19 protein-coding genes are annotated in these 21226 nt (G+C 58.4%); 2 read left to right on the top strand and 17 right to left on the bottom strand.

Annotated elements, in window-relative coordinates; all coding sequences use genetic code 11:
- The first annotated feature begins 5 nt into the window (after nt 1-5).
- On the top strand, nt 6-884 hold the full coding sequence (locus tag ACUTQY_RS13625; RefSeq protein ID WP_033641665.1) for a U32 family peptidase: 879 nt from the start codon (nt 6-8) through the stop codon (nt 882-884).
- Nucleotides 885-1012: 128 nt separating this feature from the next.
- Here ACUTQY_RS13625 and ACUTQY_RS13620 read toward each other — a convergent pair whose 3' ends face one another.
- The 5 genes from ACUTQY_RS13620 to ACUTQY_RS13600 all read right to left on the bottom strand — a co-directional run bounded on the left by ACUTQY_RS13620 (nt 1013) and on the right by ACUTQY_RS13600 (nt 6169).
- Complete coding sequence (locus tag ACUTQY_RS13620) at nt 1013-1555, bottom strand: chorismate mutase (protein WP_042783539.1); 543 nt, start codon at nt 1553-1555, stop codon at nt 1013-1015.
- Between the two features lie 13 nt (nt 1556-1568).
- Nucleotides 1569-2357: an alpha/beta hydrolase gene (locus ACUTQY_RS13615; RefSeq protein WP_033641663.1), complete on the bottom strand. Its 789-nt coding sequence runs from the start codon at nt 2355-2357 to the stop codon at nt 1569-1571.
- Between the two features lie 568 nt (nt 2358-2925).
- Nucleotides 2926-4065 (bottom strand): ABC transporter permease, encoded by a 1140-nt coding sequence (locus ACUTQY_RS13610; RefSeq protein ID WP_016929316.1) that lies wholly within the window; start codon nt 4063-4065, stop codon nt 2926-2928.
- A complete protein-coding gene (locus ACUTQY_RS13605) occupies nt 4062-5216 on the bottom strand; it encodes an ABC transporter permease (RefSeq protein WP_028127576.1) in 1155 nt (384 codons plus the stop codon). Before ACUTQY_RS13605 ends, ACUTQY_RS13610 begins: the two co-directional genes overlap by 4 nt.
- Nucleotides 5198-6169, bottom strand: coding sequence for an HlyD family secretion protein (locus tag ACUTQY_RS13600; RefSeq protein WP_033638900.1), 972 nt, complete (start codon nt 6167-6169; stop codon nt 5198-5200). The genes ACUTQY_RS13605 and ACUTQY_RS13600 overlap by 19 nt, the downstream gene beginning before the upstream one ends.
- 232 nt (nt 6170-6401) lie before the next feature.
- Between ACUTQY_RS13600 and ACUTQY_RS13595 the strand changes: the two genes are divergently transcribed.
- The gene (locus ACUTQY_RS13595; RefSeq protein WP_046688570.1) at nt 6402-7415 is read left to right on the top strand and encodes a luciferase-like monooxygenase; all 1014 of its coding nucleotides are present in this window, start codon (nt 6402-6404) and stop codon (nt 7413-7415) included.
- 37 nt (nt 7416-7452) lie between these two features.
- On the opposite strand, the gene yedF is transcribed toward ACUTQY_RS13595, so the two are convergent.
- The 12 genes from yedF to rimP all read right to left on the bottom strand — a co-directional run bounded on the left by yedF (nt 7453) and on the right by rimP (nt 21024).
- On the bottom strand, nt 7453-7692 hold the full coding sequence (gene yedF / locus ACUTQY_RS13590; RefSeq protein ID WP_033641662.1) for a sulfurtransferase-like selenium metabolism protein YedF: 240 nt from the start codon (nt 7690-7692) through the stop codon (nt 7453-7455).
- A complete protein-coding gene (yedE, locus tag ACUTQY_RS13585; protein WP_016929320.1) occupies nt 7689-8903 on the bottom strand; it encodes a selenium metabolism membrane protein YedE/FdhT in 1215 nt (404 codons plus the stop codon). The genes yedF and yedE overlap by 4 nt, the downstream gene beginning before the upstream one ends.
- A gap of 145 nt (nt 8904-9048) precedes the next feature.
- A complete protein-coding gene (locus ACUTQY_RS13580) occupies nt 9049-10935 on the bottom strand; it encodes a DEAD/DEAH family ATP-dependent RNA helicase (protein WP_342188252.1) in 1887 nt (628 codons plus the stop codon).
- Nucleotides 10925-10999 (bottom strand): protein YrbN, encoded by a 75-nt coding sequence (gene yrbN / locus ACUTQY_RS13575; RefSeq protein WP_223182019.1) that lies wholly within the window; start codon nt 10997-10999, stop codon nt 10925-10927. Before yrbN ends, ACUTQY_RS13580 begins: the two co-directional genes overlap by 11 nt.
- Nucleotides 11000-11121: 122 nt before the next feature.
- The gene (gene nlpI / locus ACUTQY_RS13570) at nt 11122-12006 is read right to left on the bottom strand and encodes a lipoprotein NlpI (protein WP_004933495.1); all 885 of its coding nucleotides are present in this window, start codon (nt 12004-12006) and stop codon (nt 11122-11124) included.
- Nucleotides 12007-12134: 128 nt separating this feature from the next.
- The gene (pnp, locus tag ACUTQY_RS13565) at nt 12135-14252 is read right to left on the bottom strand and encodes a polyribonucleotide nucleotidyltransferase (RefSeq protein ID WP_016929321.1); all 2118 of its coding nucleotides are present in this window, start codon (nt 14250-14252) and stop codon (nt 12135-12137) included.
- A gap of 256 nt (nt 14253-14508) precedes the next feature.
- Nucleotides 14509-14778, bottom strand: coding sequence for a 30S ribosomal protein S15 (gene rpsO, locus ACUTQY_RS13560; RefSeq protein ID WP_004933502.1), 270 nt, complete (start codon nt 14776-14778; stop codon nt 14509-14511).
- 124 nt (nt 14779-14902) lie between these two features.
- On the bottom strand, nt 14903-15847 hold the full coding sequence (gene truB / locus ACUTQY_RS13555) for a tRNA pseudouridine(55) synthase TruB (protein WP_033641660.1): 945 nt from the start codon (nt 15845-15847) through the stop codon (nt 14903-14905).
- A complete protein-coding gene (gene rbfA / locus ACUTQY_RS13550; RefSeq protein WP_004933508.1) occupies nt 15847-16257 on the bottom strand; it encodes a 30S ribosome-binding factor RbfA in 411 nt (136 codons plus the stop codon). Before rbfA ends, truB begins: the two co-directional genes overlap by 1 nt.
- Nucleotides 16258-16327: 70 nt before the next feature.
- Nucleotides 16328-19018: a translation initiation factor IF-2 gene (gene infB / locus ACUTQY_RS13545; protein WP_019453339.1), complete on the bottom strand. Its 2691-nt coding sequence runs from the start codon at nt 19016-19018 to the stop codon at nt 16328-16330.
- A gap of 23 nt (nt 19019-19041) precedes the next feature.
- Nucleotides 19042-20550, bottom strand: a complete 1509-nt coding sequence (gene nusA, locus ACUTQY_RS13540; RefSeq protein WP_004933514.1) for a transcription termination factor NusA — start codon at nt 20548-20550, stop codon at nt 19042-19044.
- Between the two features lie 21 nt (nt 20551-20571).
- Nucleotides 20572-21024 carry a ribosome maturation factor RimP gene (rimP, locus tag ACUTQY_RS13535; RefSeq protein ID WP_033644179.1) on the bottom strand — a complete coding sequence of 151 codons (453 nt, stop codon included), beginning with the start codon at nt 21022-21024 and terminating at the stop codon, nt 20572-20574.
- Nucleotides 21025-21226: the final 202 nt, after the last annotated feature.

The following is a 21226-nucleotide window of genomic DNA, read 5'->3' as shown; positions in this document are numbered from 1 at the left end:
GAAACATGAAATACGCACTCGGGCCGGTACTCTACTACTGGCCGAAAAACGACATCGCAACGTTCTATCAACAGGCAGCGGACAGCAGCGCCGACATCATTTATCTCGGCGAGAGCGTCTGCGCCAAGCGCCGCGAGATGAAGGTCGGCGATTGGCTGGCGCTGGCGCGCGAAATCGCCCGCAGCGGTAAACAGGTGGTGATCTCCACGCTGGCGCTGCTGCAGGCGCCGTCCGAACTGAATGAGCTGAAACGCTATGTGGAAAACGGCGAGTTCCTGTTTGAAGCCAACGATCTGGGCGCGGTGAACATGGCGGCGGAGCGCGGCCTGCCGTTCGTCGCCGGCCATGCGCTGAACTGCTACAACGCCTATACCCTGCGCCTGCTGCGCCGCCAGGGCATGATCCGCTGGTGCATGCCGGTCGAGCTGTCGCGCGACTGGCTGGCCAATCTGCTGACGCAGTGCGACGAGCTGGGCTTCCGCCACGACTTCGAGGTGGAGGTGCTGAGCTACGGCCATCTGCCGCTAGCCTATTCCGCGCGCTGCTTCACCGCCCGCTCGGAGAACCGCGGCAAGGACGAGTGCGAAACCTGCTGCATCAAGTATCCGCAGGGCCGCATGATGCGTTCGCAGGAACAACAGCAGGTGTTCGTACTCAACGGCATCCAGACGATGAGCGGTTACTGCTATAACCTCGGCAACGAGCTGCCGAACATGCAGGGGCTGGTGGACATCGTGCGGCTGTCGCCGCAGGGCGCCGAGACGCTGGCGCAGATCGATGCCTTCCGCGCCAACGAGCGCGGCGAGCAGCCGCTGGCCTTGACCGACCACGCCGACTGCAACGGCTACTGGCGCCGCGTGGCCGGGTTGGCGTTGGTGGGGTGATGGAGGCCGGCGCCGGGCTTTCCCTCGCCTGAGGGCCCTTTCAACGCCATTATTCGGCTGGCCGCCCGCGAGGAGAATGCGCCCGAAACCACACATCGGGCGCATTCAGCCAGAACAACGGCAGGCGATTACCCTTTCAACGCAATTCGCTTTAATGACTGCCACAGGCGTTCTTTATCGCCAACTTTCAGGTGGGTCTGTTCCAGGGATTTCATAAAAACAAACCTGTCATTAAAGCGCTCGCCTTTCTTCAATTTATTGCTGACGCTGGTCAAAATCTGGGTATTCAGCCGGCTGATTTTCGCTCTCACACTGTCCAGCGATTCAGGCTGCCAGCCGTTTTCCGGCGCCGACAGCCAGTCTGCCCGATAGCGATACTGAATCGCTTTGGCCGCATCCATTTGCGCCTGTATAAAAGGAGCCACCGACTTGCCATCCAATCCCAATGCTTCCGCCTCGCGGACTGAGTTGGCCAATACGTTGGCTTCCTGAGGCAAATCCTCAATGGCCAGATGGTTGTTTGCCTTATACCCGGCAACGTCTTTCATGTAAGACAATCGCTGGTTAATCAATGAGGCGGTCTCGTCGGTTTGAACAGGCTTTGCCACCGCCGTGATAGAGAAAAATAATCCAGCCAAAAGCAGCAACCCTCTCGTCACTTTAAAATCCATTTAACCTCTCCTGTCACAGCCCTGTTGGCAGTGGTTTTTGGCTCGCAACGAAATTCGCTATGCGTGCATAATCTTTTGCCACCGCCGGATGTTTGCGCCCGGGAAGAAACTCGAAGCTGCAGCGCTCGCCGTCTTTCACTAACTGCGACGCCAGATTCCTGACATTCAACCTTGGGTTATCCCCTATGCGCTGGAAGATCTCTTTCTCAAGATCGGTACTGTCCGGCTCCGCCCGCTCCTCGCGGCTGCCTAAGAGCAGCGATAACCAATCAATGCTTGCGGCAAGCTTAACGTCGCCTTCGGGCAGCACCGCGCCATTCGCCCACCAGAGCGCGGGACTGGCGGCAACATAGCGCTGAAAAGCCGTTTGATGATGAAACGCCACGTATAAGGTGAAATGCCCGCCAAACGAATGCCCCGCCAGCGTTTGCATTTGCTTATTGACCTTAAAACGACATTCGACCCACGGTTTGACGACATCCTGAATAAATCGATAAAATTGCTCCGCTCCGCCCCCGTCTTTAAAGCGCTCGCTGCCATCGCTCACCGTATAGTCGAATGTGCGAGCCGCCTTAATATCGACCCCCTCCTGATAACCGATTCCAATATAAAGCACAGGGGATACATCATCACCGTGATAACCCGCCTTAATTAGGGTCTCAAAGTGTCTGTTGGCATCTAAAAAATACAACGGATTTAATTCGTTGCACCCAACATGCCGTTTATCGCATGCCAGGAAGACCTTATATTTTTGTCCATGATATTCAAACAGAACCGTTTGAACGCTTAACTTACCCGTCATACATCATGCTCCTTCATATTTATTACATAACGGCACCTATCTGAAACATCCCGTTTACAGACCAATCTCATGACTATGAGCGAGCAATCCATTTAATTATCCTACAATTAATGATTTCCGCACGCTAAGATCGTAAATCCCGAGGAGTTCATCACACACATAAACAATTAAGCAAACTTAATCATTTTGGGCGAAATAGAAATATAACAATTAAAATTGGATAAGCAATGTTCTATCCCGGCAAATATCACTTTTGGCTAAATAGTCGAATGGTTATTTTTTAGGGATGATAAGGTTGAAAGAATTAGGAATAGCCTTATCAAAAAGAGAACATACCACTGCAACACAAACAGGCGTGATTGAAGGCGTGCGTGCTTGTCGGCGGGCCAGACCGAATTTCAAGAAGGGGTTGCTGCGTGCCGCTAACGAGGAGAGTTTATGCTCGGCCGAAACCCGATTGCCGGGTTGTGGTCGCTTTGCGTTATCTCCGCCGGCCTCGGGGATAACGCAATAACCCATTGGATTAATTATCTTTTAACGTCACCGGGAAAGGCATCAATGCCTCCCCTTACGCCCGCCGCTTCCTGAACATCCCGCGCAGCGCCACGCTGTTGCGCAAGAAGGCCACGCCGAAGCCCAGCAGGGTGTAGACCACGCCGAGTATCAACATCATCACCACGTCGCCCCACACTTCATTCAGCGACAGCCCCATCTGGTTGACGCCGGCGATCGCCTTGGTGCCCCAGGTGGAGGGAATGCTGTACGAGATGGCGCGCACCCAGGCCGGCATCGACTGCAGCGGCCAGATGGTGCCGGACAGGTAGAAGACCGGCGTAGTGATGAACGCCAGCGTCAGGTAGATCATCTCGACGCTGCGCAGGCACTCGGTCACCAGCTTGCCCAGCCCCAATACCGCCAGCAGGAACGGGAAGGTCAGCAGCAGCAGTTCGGCGATGTTCGCCGTCTGCCTATAGCCCAATACCCACGGCCACAGCACGAACAGCACGATCGACAGGAACAGCCAGATCGGCAGCAGCGCCGTCAGCCCGCCGAGGTGCGCCGCCAGCGGCGCTTTGCCGCCGGGCATGCTTTTCATGGCGATATTGACGCGGATACAGGCGATCAGCAACGAGTGCTGCAACAGCATCACCAACAGCCCGGGGAAGATGATCGCCGCAAAGCTGATGCCGGGGTTGAACACGTCCAGCGTTTGTCCCAGTATCGGCGTCAGCAGTATCTGCGCCTGCCGTTCGCTGAAGCCGCTGCGCAGCAGCAGCCCGTTGTTGTACTCCGTCAGCAGTTGCTGATAGGCCGCCACCACGTCTTGTTGGATCTGGCCGTTGGCCAGGCGGTTGGTGGCGTCGCCGTAGACCGGCACCACGATGTTTTGCCCGCTGAGAATTTTCTTCTCCAGATCCACCGGCATGATGATCACCGCAAACAGCTTGCGCCAGCTGAGATCGCGCTGCGCCTGTTCCAGGCTGTCGTAGGTTTCAATCGCGATCTTGGAGGTGGCGTCCAGTTGGCGGATCAGCTGGCGGCTGGCGGTGCTGTGATCCTGATCGACCACCCCCACCGGCAGATCCCACACCGTGCGGTTGGCGTACACCAGGCTCATGATGCACAGCGACAGGATCAGCATCAGCCACACCGGCCGCTCCAGCATGCCGAGCAGCACCTTAACGAAGGTTTGCCAATAGAGCTTCATCCGGCGTTCCCCTCTTTTGCCAACCGCGCCGGCAGGCGATTGCGCACCAGCAGCGCGGCCACCAGCGGATAGACCGCCAGCAGCGCGCACACGCTGAAGATGGCGCTGGCGTGCACCTGCCGCAGGAACACGTCGAACATCGCGTACAGCGCGTGGGTCAGTGGTTCGATGTTGGAAATGATGCGCGCCGGCAGCGGCATCGACAGCTCAGGCACCGCCATGCCGGAGAAGGTCATCGCGATACTGACCAAAATACCGATCAGGCTGTAGGCGGTGATGGTGCTGCCGGTAAAGGTGTACAGCAGCAGGCCGATGCTCTGCGCCGCCATCACGTAGAACAGGCCAATCATCAGCATAAACAGCGGGTTGCCGCTGACGCGGGCGTCAAAGATGCCCACCAGCGCCGCGATCTCGACCATCAGCAGGGTGGTGAAACACAGCGTGTACGGCGCCAGCTTGCCGAGTAGCGCCAGGCTGAACGGCTTGGCCTGCAGCAGCGACTTGCTGCGCGCCAGCACGTAGATCATGCAGGTCACCGCGAACAGCTGCAGCAGATGGATGGTGGCGGCGAACTGCTGGTAATAGATATAGCTGCCGCTGGCGTTGAACAGGCTGCCGTAGGAGAGCGTCACGTCCGCCAACGGCGGCAGCGTCTTGCCCATCTCGGTGGCGATGATGCTGCGGGTGCTGGCGTTGATTTCGTTCATCAGGCCGCCAAAGTCCTGGGTGGAGTACAGCCCGGCGCCGTAGAACAACGCATTGTAGTACATCACCACGCTCGGCTGTTTGCCCGACAGCGCGTTGGCCTCAAGGTCCGGCGGGATATACAGCAACGCGTAATCCTGCGCGCTGCGCAGGCGGCTCAGCGACTCCGGCAACCCGCCGCCGTAAGCCTCGACGTGGGCGTGCGAACCGGCGTCCAGCCGCCGCGTCAGCGATTTGGACAGCGGGCTGTGATCGCTGTCCACCACCGAGACCGGCAGATCGAGCAGCGTGCCTTCGGAGAAGTTGCTGCTGATCAGCGCAAACAGGATCAGCGGAAAGATCCAGCTCAGCCAGTGCACCACCGGGCTGCGAAAGGCGACGCGACACTCTTTGTCGAACGCGTGACTGAAGCAGCGCCAGCCGGCCCTTACTCTTTCCATTGCCATAAAGTGCTCATCCCCGGACGCAGGCCGTCCACCGGCTGTGACGGATACAGGCGCACTTCGAAGGTTTTCAGGTCGAAGTCGCCGGTGGCGCGGGTGGCGCGTTTGGTGGCGTAATCCCCCAGCGGCGCGATGTAGCGCACCTCGGTGTCGATCATTTTGTCCTTCAGCGCCGGCACCCGCAGCTTGACCTTGTCGCCTTTGCGCACGTGGGCCAGGATGTCTTCACGCAGGTTAAACACGAAGTAGGCGTCCGGCACCCGGATCAACGTCACCAGCGGGCTGCCGGCGTTCAGCAATTCGCCCACTTCGGCCGGGATCGGCCCCACTTCGCCGTCTACCGGCGCTTTCACCTGCAGATCGTCGCTCTGCGCCTGGATCTGCAGCAGGTTCTCTTCCGCCGCCCGCAGCGCCGCCGCATATTGCTGCCGCTGCTCGACGCGGTCGCCGTTGATGCCTTCATCCAGATTGGCCTTGGCGGCCTGCACCTGTTGGAAGGCGGTGTCGCGCGACCGGCGCGAAGCGTCCAGCTCGGACTTCGAGATATAGCCCTTGCCGGCCACGCTCAGGTTCCGGTTGTAGTCGTTTTGCGCATTGCGGTACTGCGCCTCGGCCTGCGCCAGGTTGGCGCGCAGGTTGCGGATGCTCTCTTCACGGGTGCCGTGCAGCGACAGCTCGAGCTGTGCCTTGGCCTCGTCGCGCGTCGCCTGTGCGGAACGCAGTTGCGCCATCAGTTCGGGGCTATCAAGTTGAATGATCAGTTGGCCGCTTTTCACGTCGTCGCCGCGTTCGATCAGGCGTTCAACGACCCGGCCTTTCGCCTTGGATGCGACGATCACTTCGGGGGCATCCACTTCACCCTGCAGCAACAGATCCTGATTGTGCGCGCGGAACAGGATCGCCAATGCGATCGCCGCCAACATCAGCAACAGGGTAAACAGCGTCTTTTTTTTCATTATGTCAGCTCCCGGAACGGTAAGCGGCGGGCGGGGATAATCATTTCCATGTCTCAAATTGCTCCAAAAAACACCATTGCACTCATGAGGATATCACAAGCACATATCTCCTCTTTTATAACTATAAATTGGATTATGCTTTTAACACTAAAAAGCATCTTTTTTTCGGCCTTTTAGTATGCAGACTCCTGCAATCGCCCTTTAAGCGATCCACTCTCTGATGGACGATGTCATGACTGAACACACTGCCGTACCGCTTTCGGTACTGGATTTATCGCCAATCCCGCAAGGGGCCAAGGCACGCGACGCTTTCCACTGTTCGCTGGACTTAGCGCAGCACTCCGAACGCTGGGGCTACCAGCGCTACTGGCTGGCCGAGCACCACAACATGACCGGCATCGGCAGCGCCGCCACCTCGGTGCTGCTGGGCTATCTGGCCGCCGGCACCCAGAGCATTCGCCTCGGCTCCGGCGGCGTGATGCTGCCGAACCATGCGCCGCTGGTGATCGCCGAACAATTCGGCACGCTGGAGTCGCTCTACCCGGGGCGCATCGATTTGGGGTTGGGCCGCGCGCCCGGCACCGATCAGCGCACCATGATGGCGCTGCGCCGCCACCTGTCCGGCGACGTGGATACTTTCCCGCGCGACGTGCAGGAACTGCAAAACTACTTCTGCGACGCGCAGCCCGGGCAACCGGTGCAGGCGGTGCCGGGCCAGGGGCTGCATGTGCCGCTCTGGCTGCTCGGTTCCAGCCTCTACAGCGCACAGCTGGCGGCGCAGCTTGGCCTGCCGTTCGCCTTCGCTTCACACTTCGCCCCGGATATGCTGTTCCAGGCGCTGCAGCTGTACCGCGAGAACTTCAAACCGTCCAAACAGCTGGCGCAGCCACACGCCATGGTGTGCGTCAACGTGATCGCCGCCGACAGCGACCGCGATGCGCGCTTCCTGTTCAGCTCGATGCAGCAGCAGTTCATCAATCTGCGCCGCGGTTCGCCCGGCCCGCTGCCGCCGCCGGTGGATAACATTCACGCGTTGTGGACCGCCGGCGAGCAATACGGCGTCGAGCAGGCGCTGCGGATGTCGATCGTCGGCGATGAAAAAACGGTGCGCCACGGGCTGCAAACGCTGCTGCGTGAAACCGATGCCGACGAGATCATGGTCAACGGCCAGATTTTCGATCATCAGGCGCGGCTGCGTTCGTTCGAGATCGTCGCTGGCGTGAAGGGCGACATCGTGAAGGGCTAAAAAGCGAAGAGGCGGTGGGATCCCCACCGCCTTGGCGTTAACGCTGGATCAGGTAGCGAATGGTCGGCCCGTCCTGCTGGATATCCAGCACCTTGTAGCCGTGGTTGCGCGCATCGAGCGGGATGTTGTTGATCGACTGCGGGCAATCGCTGATCACCTCCAGGATCTCCCCCGGCTTCAGCTGCGGCATCGCCTCCAGCGTCGCCACCGCCGGGTACGGGCAAGGCTCGCCCAGCATGTCCAGCCGGTAGTCCGGCACTATCGTTGTCGCTTTCATGGCATGCTCCTCAAATTCACCACCTGCGCCTCAGGCCGGGCGCGGAAAAAGCGTTTCTCCCACCACAGCATGGCGGCGAAGGCCAGCGCCAGCAGCAGGTAAGTCACCAGCAGGCCGCCGATCGGGCCGAAGGTATCGAGCAGGTTGATCTTGTCGTAGTCGGTCGCCAGCGCCGGCGCCAGGTCGTCCCAGTAATAGGCCAGCAGCGTAGCGCCGATGATGTTGCCCAGCCCCACCCACCAGTAGTGCACCTGCCCTTCCACGGCGCGGTACATCCAACCGGTCTCGCAGCCGCCGGCCAGCACGATGCCGAAGCCGAACAGCAAACCGCCCAGCACCGCATTCGGGCCGGCCCACATGATCTTCGGCGCCACGCCGAGCTGCACATAGCTGAAGATGCCGATGGCGCTCACCGCCATGCCGATGATGATGGCTTTCGCCATGTGAGTGCGGCCGGTGATCCACAGATCGCGGAACGCCGAAGTGAAGCAGATCTGCGCGCGCTCGATCAGCAGGCCAAAGCCGATGCCGAACAGCATGGCGATGCCGAGCTTCGGCGCATCGAACAGCGTCCACAGCGACCAGGCCACCGCGAGGCCGAAGACGGCCATGCCCAGCCGGAAGCGGCGGCGCGCCTGCTCAGGCTTCTGCGTCAGCGGCGCGGCGGCCTTCACCTTTTGCAATTTGACCGGGATGCGGAACATCGGCAGCAGCGTGAATTTGGCGCCGAAGTAAGAACCGGCGGCGGTCGCCAGCGCGAAAAACCAGGCGTGCAACGAGAACTGAGGAATGCCGGTGAAGAATGCCGCCAGGTTACACCCCATCGCCAGGCGCGCGCCGAAACCGGCGATGATGCCGCCCAGCAGCGCCTGCACGATGCGAATACGATGCTGCGGTTGACGCAGCTTGATGTTGTTGGCCCACAGCGCGGCGGCGATACAGCCGGCGAACATGCCGATGATCATGCGCCCGTCGATGCGCTCCAGCGGCGTGCCCTGCAAACCGATCACCTTGAAATAGCCCCACTGCTCAGGGTGCAGACCGAACCACTGCAGCACATGGCCACCCCAGCGCGTGAATTCGCCGGTCACCGCCCAGAAGGTGCCGGTCATGCCGAAGTAGTAGGTAGAGAGGATCCCGGCGGCGATCACCGCCGGCAGCGGCGCCCAAAAGCGCACCAGGTATTGAGATTTGAACTGCTGCCAACTCATGGCATCTCCCGTGCATATCATCCGTAAGAAAAAACCTTATGAATGATACGCCATTCAGGGGCGTTTGACGGCAATTTTCAGGCATAAAAAAACCAGCCCGCAGGCTGGTTTTTCAGAGCACTCACCGCGAACGGAGAATCGGCGATTACGCGTCGCCGAAACGACGACGTGGTGCCGCCGGTGCGCCGTCATCACGGCGTGGCGCCGGCTTGCCGTCACGGTTGTAGTTACCGCCACGACGCTCGCCGCCGTTACCGCCTTCACGACGTTCGCCGAAGGAACGACGTGGGCCGCCTTCGCGACGTTCGCCGTTGAACGGACGACCGTTGCCGCGACGTTCGAACGGCTGCGCATCGCCCAGCAGCTGCATGTTCATCGGCTTGTTCAGGATGCGAGTGCGAGTGAAGTGATTCAGGATCTCGCCCGGCATGCCTTTTGGCAGCTCGATGGTGGAGTGGGAAGCGAACAGCTTGATGTTGCCGATGTAACGGCTGCTGATGTCGCCTTCGTTAGCGATAGCGCCAACGATATGACGGACTTCTACGCCATCGTCACGGCCCACTTCGATGCGGTACAGCTGCATTTCGCCAACGTCACGACGTTCGCGACGCGGACGATCGCCGTCACGGCTGTCGCGGCTGTCACGACGGTCGCCGCGGCGATCGTCACGGTCGTTGAACTCACGACGCTGACGCGGCTTGAAGACCGGATCCGGCGGCAGGATCAGCGGACGTTCGCCCTGAGCCATTTTCAGCAGCGCTGCGGCCAGGGTTTCCATATCCAGCTCTTCTTCCGGCTGCAGTTTGGTCAGCAGTGCGCGGTACAGATCCAGATCGCTGCTTTCCAGCTGCTGCTGAACTTTCGCGGCAAACTTGGCCAGACGACGCTCGCCCAGCAGTTCTGCGTTCGGCAGCTCCACTTCAGGGATGGTCAGCTTCATGGTGCGTTCGATGTTGCGCAGCAGGCGGCGTTCGCGGTTTTCCACGAACAGCAGCGCGCGGCCGGCGCGACCCGCACGACCGGTACGGCCGATACGGTGAACGTAAGACTCGGAGTCCATCGGGATGTCATAGTTGACAACCAGGCTGATGCGCTCGACGTCCAGGCCACGGGCCGCAACGTCGGTCGCGATCAGGATATCCAGACGACCGTCTTTCAGGCGCTCCAGGGTCTGCTCACGCAGCGCCTGGTTCATGTCGCCGTTCAGCGCGGCGCTGCTGTAACCGCTGCGCTCCAGTGCTTCGGCCACTTCCAGGGTCGCGTTCTTGGTACGGACGAAGATGATCGCCGCGTCAAAGTCTTCGGCTTCCAGGAAACGCACCAGCGCTTCGTTTTTACGCATGCCGTAGACCGACCAGTAGCTCTGGCTGATGTCCGGACGGGTGGTCACGCTGGACTGGATGCGCACTTCCTGCGGCTCTTTCATGAAGCGGCGGGTAATGCGACGGATCGCTTCCGGCATGGTGGCGGAGAACAGCGCGGTCTGATGTTCAGCCGGGATCTCAGCCATGATGGTTTCTACGTCTTCGATAAAGCCCATGCGCAGCATTTCGTCGGCTTCATCCAGCACCAGACCGCTCAGGTTAGAGAGGTTCAGGGTGCCGCGCTTCAGGTGGTCCAGCAGGCGGCCTGGGGTACCCACAACGATTTGCGGGCCCTGGCGCAGAGCGCGCAGCTGCACGTCGTAACGCTGGCCGCCGTACAGGGCTACCACGTTGACGCCGTTCATGTGTTTGGAGAAATCGGTCATCGCTTCAGCAACCTGAACCGCCAGTTCGCGGGTCGGTGCCAGCACCAGGATCTGAGGTGCTTTCAGGTCTGCCTGCAGGTTGTGCAGCAGCGGCAGCGAGAACGCTGCAGTTTTACCACTACCGGTCTGTGCCATGCCCAGCACGTCGCGGCCGTTCAACAGGTGAGGAATACACTCAGCCTGGATCGGAGATGGTTTTTCATAGCCCAGATCGTTCAGGGCGGAAATGATTGGAGCAGACAGCCCCAGATCAGCAAAAGAGGTTTCAAACTCAGTCGTCATGTACACGTGCCTCATTAATAATGGCAGCCAGTCTACATAACTCGTCGAGAAAATTTTCAGTCATTTTCATTGAAAAGTGTGAACCGGCTCAAATTAGATTATAAAACGAACAAAAAAGCCCTCGCCCGTTAAGGCGATAACTTTGGTTAAAAACCAATGTTCATCAGGCTGATAGGTGTTCGTCAGCTATTGCTGGTCCGATTCCGATAGGTCGTCTTGCTCTTGGCCCAAAAGCGCCAATTCCAACAATGCATAGCGGTGCTCAACGAAGTTGTGAACGTTGTTAGACACCGTCAGTTTGAACAGCGCCGAAGCGGTGTCCTTGTCCCCCAGACTCAGGTAGTGTTTACCCAAATAGAAGTCAGTTTCACTGAGATGCTCAGCGAGCGAAGTGTTATCCGTTGCATCTGCCTTGAGGCGTTCCATCAGCGTTTTTTCGCTGATCTTGCCCAGGTAGAATTCGACAATATTCCATCCCCATTGCCCTCTGTCCGCTTTGTCATAGCGCTGCTGAAGCGCTACCTCGGCCTTCTTGGGATCGATTTCTCGCTCCACCAGATACAGCCATAACGAACGGAAGGGATCGTTTGGGTCGTCTTGATAAAACGCCTGCAGATCATCCTGCGCCAACGGGAAGCGGCCGCCATAATACAGTGCGATGCCCCGGTTTAAACGCGCGTAATTGTAAGTTGGATCAAGCTCTAGTACAGAATCAAACGCTTCATAGGCAGCATCAAAATTGCCTGCCTGCGTTAAGTAAATGCCCAGGTAGTTGAAAACTTCCGGCATGTCGGGACGTATCGCCAGCGCCTGCGAGAAATCATTGCGCGCTAATGCACGTAACCCGAGGCTATCATACAGCACACCGCGCTCATATAAAAGCTGTGCGCGTTCGTCATCCGTCAGTGCCCGGCTGGCAAGAATTTGTTCCATGCGCGCCAGGATCACTTCCTGCTGCAACGTAGGCTGCAACGGGATTGCCAAAACTTCGTCTTTACGCCAATCATGGTTGCTGCATCCTGCCAGCATGAGTGCTGTCGCAACGTAACACCAGCGCAAGAAAGGCTTCATTTCCCACTCCCGAAGACAAACATTGGATGAACGTCCTGTCCTCCGTTTGCTAAAACGCGGGCATCCTACCCGCGCGATACGAACAGCTCCCAACCCCGTGGCGGGGAGCTGTAAAACTATCTATACAGTTATTCTGCTTCAGGCGCAGGTGAACCTGCTTCCGGCGCCATCGCTTCTTTGATGCTCAGACGCACGCGGCCCTGACGGTCAACTTCCAGTACCTTAACCGGCACTTCCTGACCCATCTGCAGATAGTCGGTCACTTTCTCAACGCGCTTGTCGGCGATCTGAGAAATGTGCACCAGGCCTTCTTTACCACCGCCGATAGCGACGAATGCGCCGAAATCAACGATACGGGTCACTTTACCCTGGTAGATACGGCCCACTTCGATCTCTGCCGTGATCTCTTCGATGCGACGGATAGCGAATTTCGCTTTCTCACCGTCGGTCGCAGCGATTTTAACTGTACCATCATCTTCAATTTCGATGGTAGTGCCAGTCTCTTCGGTCAGCGCGCGGATAACGGAACCGCCCTTACCGATCACGTCTTTGATTTTATCCGGGTTGATGCGGATAGTATGAATACGCGGTGCGAATTCGGAGATATCGCCGCGCGGAGTGCTGATAGCCTGTTCCATTACGCCCAGGATGTGCAGACGCGCGCCCTTGGCCTGGTTCAGAGCCACCTGCATGATTTCGCGGGTGATGCCTTCGATTTTGATGTCCATCTGCAGCGCGGTGATACCGTCGCGGCTACCGGCCACTTTGAAGTCCATGTCGCCCAGGTGATCTTCGTCACCCAGAATGTCGGACAGAACCACATAGTTGTCGGCTTCTTTCACCAGGCCCATCGCGATACCCGCAACGGCAGCCTTGATTGGCACGCCGGCGTCCATCAGCGCCAGAGACGCGCCGCACACGGAAGCCATGGAAGAAGAACCGTTGGATTCGGTGATTTCAGACACCACGCGAACCGTGTACGGGAAATCTTCCGGTTTAGGCATCATAGCCAATACGCCGCGTTTCGCCAGGCGACCGTGACCGATTTCACGACGCTTAGGAGAACCGACCATGCCGGTTTCGCCTACGGAGTACGGAGGGAAGTTGTAGTGGAACAGGAAGCTGTCGGTCTTCTCGCCCATCAGCTCGTCCAGGTTCTGTGCGTCGCGCGCGGTGCCCAGGGTCGCGGTAACCAGCGCCTGAGTTTCGCCACGGGTGAACAGCGCGGAACCGTGGGTGCGCGGCAGTACGCCGGTGCGCACATCCAGGCCACGGATCATGTCTTTTTCACGGCCGTCGATACGCGGCTCGCCACGCAATACGCGGCTGCGCACCACGTTCTTCTCGACGGTGCCCAGGATGTCCTGGATTTCGCCGGCGTCCAGCGTTTCGTCCTGCGCCAGCAGGGTTTCAACCACGCTGTCTTTGATCGCGTCAACCTGAGCGTAACGCTCTTGTTTTTCGGTAATGTGGTAAGCGTCGCCCAGGCGAGCTTCAGCCAGTTCAGCCACGCGCGCGTGCAGCGCTTCGTTGACCGCAGGCGCCTGCCAATCCCACTTCGGCTTGCCGGCTTCGGCAACCAGCGCGTTGATGTTTTCGATAACCACTTGCTGCTGGTCATGGCCGAACACCACGGCGCCCAGCATCTGATCTTCGCTCAGCACGTCAGCTTCGGATTCCACCATCAGCACCGCGCCGGCGGTACCGGCAACCACCAGATCCAGACGGCTTTCTTTCAGTTCGTCGGTCGTTGGGTTCAGTACGTACTGATCGTTGATGTAACCTACGCGCGCGGCGCCGATTGGGCCGTTGAACGGAATACCGGACAGGCTCAGGGCGGCAGAGGCGCCGATCATCGCAACGATGTCCGGGTTCACCTGCGGGTTAACGGAAACCACGGTCGCGATCACCTGAACTTCGTTCAGGAAGCTGTCCGGGAACAGTGGACGGATCGGGCGGTCGATCAGACGGGAAGTCAGCGTCTCGCCTTCGCTCGGACGGCCTTCGCGGCGGAAGAAGCTGCCCGGGATACGGCCGGCGGCGTAGGTACGCTCTTGGTAGTTCACCGTCAGCGGGAAGAAGCTCTGGCCCGGCTTGGCTTTTTTCTGGCCAACGACGGTAACGAATACGGCGGTGTCATCCATGCTCACCATAACGGCGGCGGTGGCCTGACGCGCCATCATACCGGTTTCGATGGTGACGGTATGCTGGCCATATTGGAATTTGCGAATGATCGGTGTCAGCAAAATTATATCCTTGATTAACGGCGCGCAATCGCATTGACGACTCGACACGCCTGTGACTCGATTTGCCTTCTCACTACATCCTCGCGACTAATGACAATCCTTATCTCAGGCGGGAGATAAAGCCTCTCATTAGCCGCGCGAACCTCTGTAACGGAAGAACCTGTTTGGAAACATCAGTAATACATTAACCTGATTTGCTTATGCTTCCTAGAAGAAAGGGGCCAAAATAGGCCCCTTTCCACTGAAACTTGCTAGATTAGCGACGCAGACCCAGACGCTCGATCAGGCTGGTGTAACGTGCCACATCTTTACGCTTCAGGTAGTCCAGCAGCTTACGACGCTGAGAAACCATACGCAGCAGACCACGACGGCTGTGGTGATCTTTTTTGTGCTCGGAGAAGTGGCCTTGCAGATGGTTGATCTGCGCAGTCAGCAGGGCAACCTGAACTTCGGTAGAACCGCTGTCGTTAGTACCACGACCGAAATCAGCTACGATTTGAGCTTTAGCTTCAACACTTAGAGACATTGTAATACTCCAGATTATAGATAATAAAAACAGGCGCCGATCTCTAATTCAGCAACCCAATGCATAAGCTGCGCCATTCTACTCTTAGCGCAGTGCGATCGCAAGGCGACGCAGTGCCCCGCCGTCAGTCGAAATGCTCGACCACCAGGCGGCGCGGCGCCACGCGACCATCCTCGGCGATGTCGCCAACGCCGATGAATTTCCGCTCTTCACCCTCGGTGATGCGCACCAGGCCGGATGCCGGCGCGCCGGCCACTTGCACCGGTTGCCCCTGCTTGACGTAACCCGCCACCACCGGCAGCAAATTCACTTCCGGATAGTTCTCAACCGGGCTGTCCATCGGCATCAGCAGCGGATCGAGCAGCTCACCGGGCGCGATCGCTTGTTCCTGCGCCTGCGCCACCAAGGCGTTCAGCTGTTCCAGCGTCACCATGCGCGCGATGGGATAAGTCGCCACCTGCAGGCGGCGCAGATAGATCACGTGCGCGCCGCAGCCCAGCAGCTCGCCGAGATCGTCGGTGATGGTGCGGATGTAGGTGCCTTTCGAGCAGTGAATCTCCAGCTCGAGTTCATCCCCTTCCCAGCGGATAAACTGCAGCTCGTACACCGTAATGCTGCGCGCTTCGCGCGGCACTTCGATGCCCTGGCGCGCATACTCGTAGAGTTTCTTGCCCTGGTATTTCAACGCCGAATACATCGACGGCACCTGCTGGATGTCGCCGCGGAAGGTGTCCAGCGCCGCGTCGAGCTGCGCCTGGGTGAAGTTCACCGGGCGTTCCTGCACGATCTGCCCGTCGGCGTCGGAGGTATCGGTACGCTGCCCCAGCTTGGCGATCACCCGATAGCGCTTGTCGGAATCGAGCAGGTATTGCGAAAACTTGGTCGCTTCGCCCAGACAGATAGGCAACATGCCGGTCGCCAACGGATCGAGCGCGCCGGTATGGCCCGCTCGGTTGGCGTTGTACAGACGTTTTACTTTTTGCAGCGCATCGTTGGACGACAACCCCTGCGGCTTGTCCAGCAACAGCACGCCGTGGATGTCACGGCCGCGGCGACGAGGGCGACTCATTAATCCTCCTTGTCATCGCCTGAGGCGGAACGGCGCTCTGCGTCGTTCTTCACCACGTTGGTCACCAGGTTGGACATGCGCATGCCTTCCACCAAGGAGTTGTCGTAAGCGAAGGTCAGCTCCGGCACCACGCGCAGGCGCATCGCTTTGCCCAGCAGGGTGCGGATATAGCCGGAAGCGTCCTGCAACGCTTTGATGCCGTTGGTGACCAGATCCGGATCGTGGTTCTCGGTCAGCACGTTCAGGAAGGTGACGTAAACCTTGGCATACGCCAGGTCGCGGGACACTTCCACGCCGGAAACGGTCGCCATGCCGACGCGCGGATCTTTCACTTCACGCTGCAGAATGATCGCAATCTCTTTCTGCATCTCTTGCGCCACGCGTTGACCGCGGCTGAATTCTTTTGCCATTTTGGATTCTCCAGACAAATCGGGGGGCACAAAGGCCCCCCGTAAACAGATATAAGCAGATGTGCAATCGTTAAGCGATGGTGCGTTGGATCTCAATGATTTCGAACACTTCGATCATGTCGCCGACGCGCACGTCGTTATAGTTCTTAACGCCGATACCACATTCCATGCCGTTACGGACTTCGTTAACGTCATCTTTGAAGCGACGCAGGGATTCCAGCTCGCCTTCATAGATAACCACGTTGTCGCGCAGTACGCGGATTGGGTTGTGACGCTTGATGGTCCCTTCGGTAACCATACAGCCGGCGATAGCGCCGAACTTAGGCGATTTGAACACGTCGCGCACTTCGGCCAGGCCGATGATCTGCTGCTTGTATTCCGGCGCCAGCATACCGCTCATCGCCTGCTTCACTTCGTCGATCAGGTTATAGATCACGGAGTAGTAACGCAGATCCAGGCTTTCCGCTTCGATCACGCGGCGCGCAGAAGCGTCGGCACGCACGTTGAAGCCCAGGATGATGGCGTTGGAAGCCGCAGCCAGCGTCGCGTCGGTTTCGGTGATCCCACCTACGCCGGAGCCGACAATCTTCACCTTCACTTCGTCGGTGGAGAGTTTCAGCAGCGAGTCGCTGATCGCTTCGCAAGAACCCTGTACGTCGGATTTCAGTACGATGTTCAGCTCGGACACTTCGCCGTCGGTCATGTTGGCGAACATGTTTTCCAGCTTGGACTTCTGCTGACGCGCCAGTTTGACTTCGCGGAACTTGCCTTGACGGTACAGCGCCACTTCACGCGCTTTCTTCTCGTCACGCACCACGGTCGCTTCGTCACCCGCTGCAGGCACGCTGGACAGGCCGAGGATTTCCACAGGGATAGACGGACCGGCGGAGGTCACTTCACGACCCAGCTCGTCACGCATCGCACGCACGCGGCCGTATTCGAAGCCGCACAGGACGATATCGCCCTTGTTCAGCGTACCTTCCTGAACCAGCACGGTAGCAACCGGGCCACGGCCTTTATCCAGGAAGGACTCGATCACTACGCCGCTCGCCATGCCGCTGCGAACCGCTTTCAGCTCCAGAACTTCGGCCTGCAGCAGGATGGCCTGCAGCAGCTCGTCGATACCGGTACCGGCTTTCGCGGACACGTGAACGAACTGCGCTTCGCCGCCCCACTCTTCCGGCATAACGCCGTACTGAGACAGTTCCTGCTTAACGCGATCCGGATCGGCTTCCGGTTTGTCGATTTTGTTCACCGCAACCACCAATGGCACCTGCGCCGCTTTCGCGTGCTGGATAGCTTCGATGGTTTGTGGCATCACGCCGTCGTCGGCCGCCACCACCAGAACCACGATGTCAGTCGCCTGAGCACCGCGAGCACGCATCGAGGTAAACGCGGCGTGGCCCGGGGTGTCCAGGAAGGTGATCATGCCGTTCTCGGTTTCTACGTGGTAGGCACCGATGTGCTGGGTAATGCCGCCGGCTTCGCCCGCCGCCACTTTGGTGGAGCGGATGTAGTCCAGCAGAGAGGTTTTACCGTGGTCAACGTGGCCCATGATGGTCACGACCGGCGCGCGCGGCTCGGCCGCAGCGCCCGTATCACGGTCGCTCATCAGCGCTTCTTCCAGCTCGTTTTCACGACGCAGGATAACTTTGTGGCCCATCTCTTCGGCAACCAGCTGTGCGGTTTCCTGGTCGATAACCTGGTTGATGGTGGCCATGGCGCCCAGTTTCATCATCACTTTGATGACCTGAGAACCTTTGACCGCCATCTTGTTGGCCAGCTCGGCCACGGTGATGGTTTCACCGATCACCACGTCACGGTTAACCACCTGCGCCGGCTTGTTGAAGCCCTGCTGCAGAGCGCTAGGCTTGCGTTTGCCGCCTTTGCCGCCACGGGTAACGGCACGCGCTTCTTCGCGATCCGCTTTGGATTCGGACAGCTTGTTGCCTTTCTTCTGCTTGGTGGCTTTGCCGCCGCGGGTGCGGCTGCGACGATCGCCTTCAACTTTGGCGTCGTTTTCATCTTCAGCGGCACGGGCGTGCTGAGAGGTGGTCACGTGATAGTCGGCGCTTTCAACCGCAGCGCTAGCCGCGTCGGCCTGGGCCCACTTCTCGCCGTTCTCTTCGGCCATGCGACGGGCTTCTTCCGCCACGCGCTTGGCTTCCTCTTCAACCTTGCGGCGCACTTCCTCTTCCGCTTTACGTTTCAGTTCAGCGGCTTCGGCTTCACGGCGTGCTTTTTCCGCCTGAGCTGGCTTGGTCATTTCGTCGGTATGTTGATTGGTCACTTTTTCTTTTTCCGCTGAATTACGCTTAGCAATCTCCGCGGCCTCACGTTTGGCTTGCTCTTCGGCTGCGCGCTTCGCTTCCGCTTCGCGTTTTGCGAGCTCTTCCGCTTCGCGCCGTGCCTGCTCTTCCGCTTCACGCTGTGCCTGCTCTGCCGCTTCAGCCAACTGGGCTTCCTGCGTATCGCGATTTACATAAGTGCGTTTCTTGCGGACCTCAATTTGCACCGATTTACTTTTACCGCCGGTGCTCGGGATATTCAAGGTGCTGCGCGTTTTGCGCTGCAAAGTGAGTTTACCCGGCGCGCTGCCGTGTTCACGGTTCAGGTGCGCCAGTAATGTTTCTTTTTCTTGCTGGGTAACAGAGTCCGACTCGGACTTGTTGATCCCTGCATCAGCAAACTGCTGTACCAGGCGATCAACCGGAGTCTGAATCTCTGCTGCCAGCGATTTTACGGTTACATCTGTCGTCATGCTGTTCCTTCCTGCTACAGTTATTACGCGTTGTCGCCAAACCAACAGATATTGCGTGCAGCCATGATCAGCTCGCCGGCTTGCTCATCGCTAAGCCCTTCAATATCAGCCAGATCGTCAACACCCTGCTCGGCAAGATCTTCCAGCGTACAAACCCCACGCGCGGCCAGTTTAAAGGCCATGCTGCGCTCAAGACCCGGCAGGTTGAGCAAATCGTCGGCCGGTTTGTTGTCGCCCAGGCTTTCTTCTTGTGCCAGGGCCAGCGTGGTCAATGCAGCTTTGGCGCGTTCGCGCAATGCTTCAACCGTATCTTCATCCAGACCGTCGATTTCCAACAGCTCTTTGATCGGCACGTAGGCCAGCTCTTCCAGCGTGGAGAAGCCTTCTTCAACCAGTACGGTGGCGAAATCTTCGTCGATATCAAGATACTTGGTGAAGGTATCAATAGCGGCATGAGCCTCGGCCTGGTGCTTGGCCTGCAGGTCGTCCGCCGTCATCACGTTCAGTTCCCAACGATCGTCGCCGCGGTGTTGTTTCAGCAGCTGGGAAGCCAAACGCACGTTTTGGCCGTTACGGCCGATCGCCTGCGCCAGGTTGCTGGCTTCAACGGCGATATCCATGGTGCAGTTATCTTCGTCTACCACGATCGACGCGACGTCGGCCGGCGCCATGGCGTTGATGACGAATTGCGCTGGGTTATCATCCCACAGGATGATATCGATGCGCTCGCCGCCGAGCTCGCTCGACACGGCCTGAACGCGCGCACCGCGCATACCTACGCAGGCGCCGACCGGATCGATGCGCTTGTCGTTGGTTTTCACTGCAATTTTCGCACGGGAGCCTGGATCGCGGGCTGCCGCTTTAATCTCGATCACTTCTTCGCCGATTTCCGGCACTTCGATGCGGAACAGCTCTTTCAGCATTTCCGGGCTGGAACGGCTGACGAACAGCTGCGCGCCGCGAGCTTCGGGACGTACGGCATACAATACGCCGCGAATGCGGTCGCCCGGACGGAAGTTTTCGCGCGGCAGCATGTCTTCACGGCCAATGACCGCTTCGGCGTTGTTGCCCAGATCCAGCGCGATGCTGTCACGGTTCACTTTCTTCACCACGCCGGTGACGATCTCACCTTCGTGTTCACGGAAAGCGTCGACCACCATCGCGCGCTCGGCCTCGCGCACTTTCTGCACGATAACCTGCTTGGCGGTTTGGGTGGTGATGCGGTCGAAGGTCACGGATTCGATCTGATCTTCGACGTATCCGCCGAGCTCGATGCTCGGATCTTCAAACTGAGCGGCTTCCAGCGTGATTTCACGCGTCGGCTGAGTCACTTCGTCTACGGCGACCCAACGGCGGAAGGTATCGAAATCGCCGGTTCTGCGGTCAATGCTGACGCGCACGTCGATTTCCTGCTCGTATTTTTTCTTGGTTGCGGTGGCTAATGCAGTTTCCAGCGCTTCGAAAATCTTCTCGCGCGGAAGGGATTTTTCATTGGAAACTGCTTCAACAACAGCCAGAATCTCTTTGTTCATCCTAGTTGCCTCTTCCAAACTTTAAAAGTGGGGTACCAGGTTCGCTTTCTGGATGTTGCTCAGCGCGAACACTTCATCTTTCCCTTCCACAGTAACCGTGATCATCTCGCCTTCGACAGACTTGATAATACCCTGCCACTTGCGACGGTTCTGTACCGCCATGCGCAGGACCAGGCTGACTTCTTCACCGAGGTAACGCGTATAGTGTTCTGCGGTGAACATCGGGCGATCAAGGCCAGGAGAGGAGACTTCCAAGTTGTAAGCGACCGTGATTGGATCTTCGACGTCCAATACAGCGCTGACCTGGTGGCTGACATCAGCGCAATCATCAACATTGATGCCGTTATCACTATCAATATAGATGCGGAGCGTCGATTGGCGCGCACGAATGAATTCGATGCCTACAAGCTCAAAGCCCAACGCTTCTACCGGTGCCGAAAGCATCTCTGTTAACTTTTGCTCTAATGTGGACAAGCCCACCCCCAAGACATAAAAAAAGGGCTAAATAGCCCAGTGATTCTGTTGCCAAATAACAAAAAACCCCGAAAAATCGGGGCTTTATGCAACTGGACCCTGTTTGCCGCTAGGCGGCCTCGGTACAACTTTCGAGCAAGTGTCATTTTCAAATGTTGATCGAGAAAAGCGGGTTTCAATCGAAAAGTGTATTTGAAAATAA

Source organism: Serratia sp. TSA_130.1 (genome assembly GCF_052691795.1).
This window is presented reverse-complemented; position numbering and strand designations above follow the sequence as displayed.

Coding starts and splice junctions, on each gene's coding strand:
- yedE (WP_016929320.1), bottom strand. CDS start 8,903: ATGAGTTGGCAGCAGTTCAAATCTCAATACCTGGTGCGCTTTTGGGCG.
- nusA (WP_004933514.1), bottom strand. CDS start 20,550: ATGAACAAAGAGATTCTGGCTGTTGTTGAAGCAGTTTCCAATGAAAAA.
- ACUTQY_RS13595 (WP_046688570.1), top strand. CDS start 6,402: ATGACTGAACACACTGCCGTACCGCTTTCGGTACTGGATTTATCGCCA.
- ACUTQY_RS13610 (WP_016929316.1), bottom strand. CDS start 4,065: ATGAAGCTCTATTGGCAAACCTTCGTTAAGGTGCTGCTCGGCATGCTG.
- yedF (WP_033641662.1), bottom strand. CDS start 7,692: ATGAAAGCGACAACGATAGTGCCGGACTACCGGCTGGACATGCTGGGC.
- rpsO (WP_004933502.1), bottom strand. CDS start 14,778: ATGTCTCTAAGTGTTGAAGCTAAAGCTCAAATCGTAGCTGATTTCGGT.
- nlpI (WP_004933495.1), bottom strand. CDS start 12,006: ATGAAGCCTTTCTTGCGCTGGTGTTACGTTGCGACAGCACTCATGCTG.
- truB (WP_033641660.1), bottom strand. CDS start 15,847: ATGAGTCGCCCTCGTCGCCGCGGCCGTGACATCCACGGCGTGCTGTTG.
- rbfA (WP_004933508.1), bottom strand. CDS start 16,257: ATGGCAAAAGAATTCAGCCGCGGTCAACGCGTGGCGCAAGAGATGCAG.
- ACUTQY_RS13620 (WP_042783539.1), bottom strand. CDS start 1,555: ATGGATTTTAAAGTGACGAGAGGGTTGCTGCTTTTGGCTGGATTATTT.
- ACUTQY_RS13600 (WP_033638900.1), bottom strand. CDS start 6,169: ATGAAAAAAAAGACGCTGTTTACCCTGTTGCTGATGTTGGCGGCGATC.
- ACUTQY_RS13615 (WP_033641663.1), bottom strand. CDS start 2,357: ATGACGGGTAAGTTAAGCGTTCAAACGGTTCTGTTTGAATATCATGGA.
- ACUTQY_RS13605 (WP_028127576.1), bottom strand. CDS start 5,216: ATGGCAATGGAAAGAGTAAGGGCCGGCTGGCGCTGCTTCAGTCACGCG.
- infB (WP_019453339.1), bottom strand. CDS start 19,018: ATGACGACAGATGTAACCGTAAAATCGCTGGCAGCAGAGATTCAGACT.
- ACUTQY_RS13580 (WP_342188252.1), bottom strand. CDS start 10,935: ATGACGACTGAGTTTGAAACCTCTTTTGCTGATCTGGGGCTGTCTGCT.
- ACUTQY_RS13625 (WP_033641665.1), top strand. CDS start 6: ATGAAATACGCACTCGGGCCGGTACTCTACTACTGGCCGAAAAACGAC.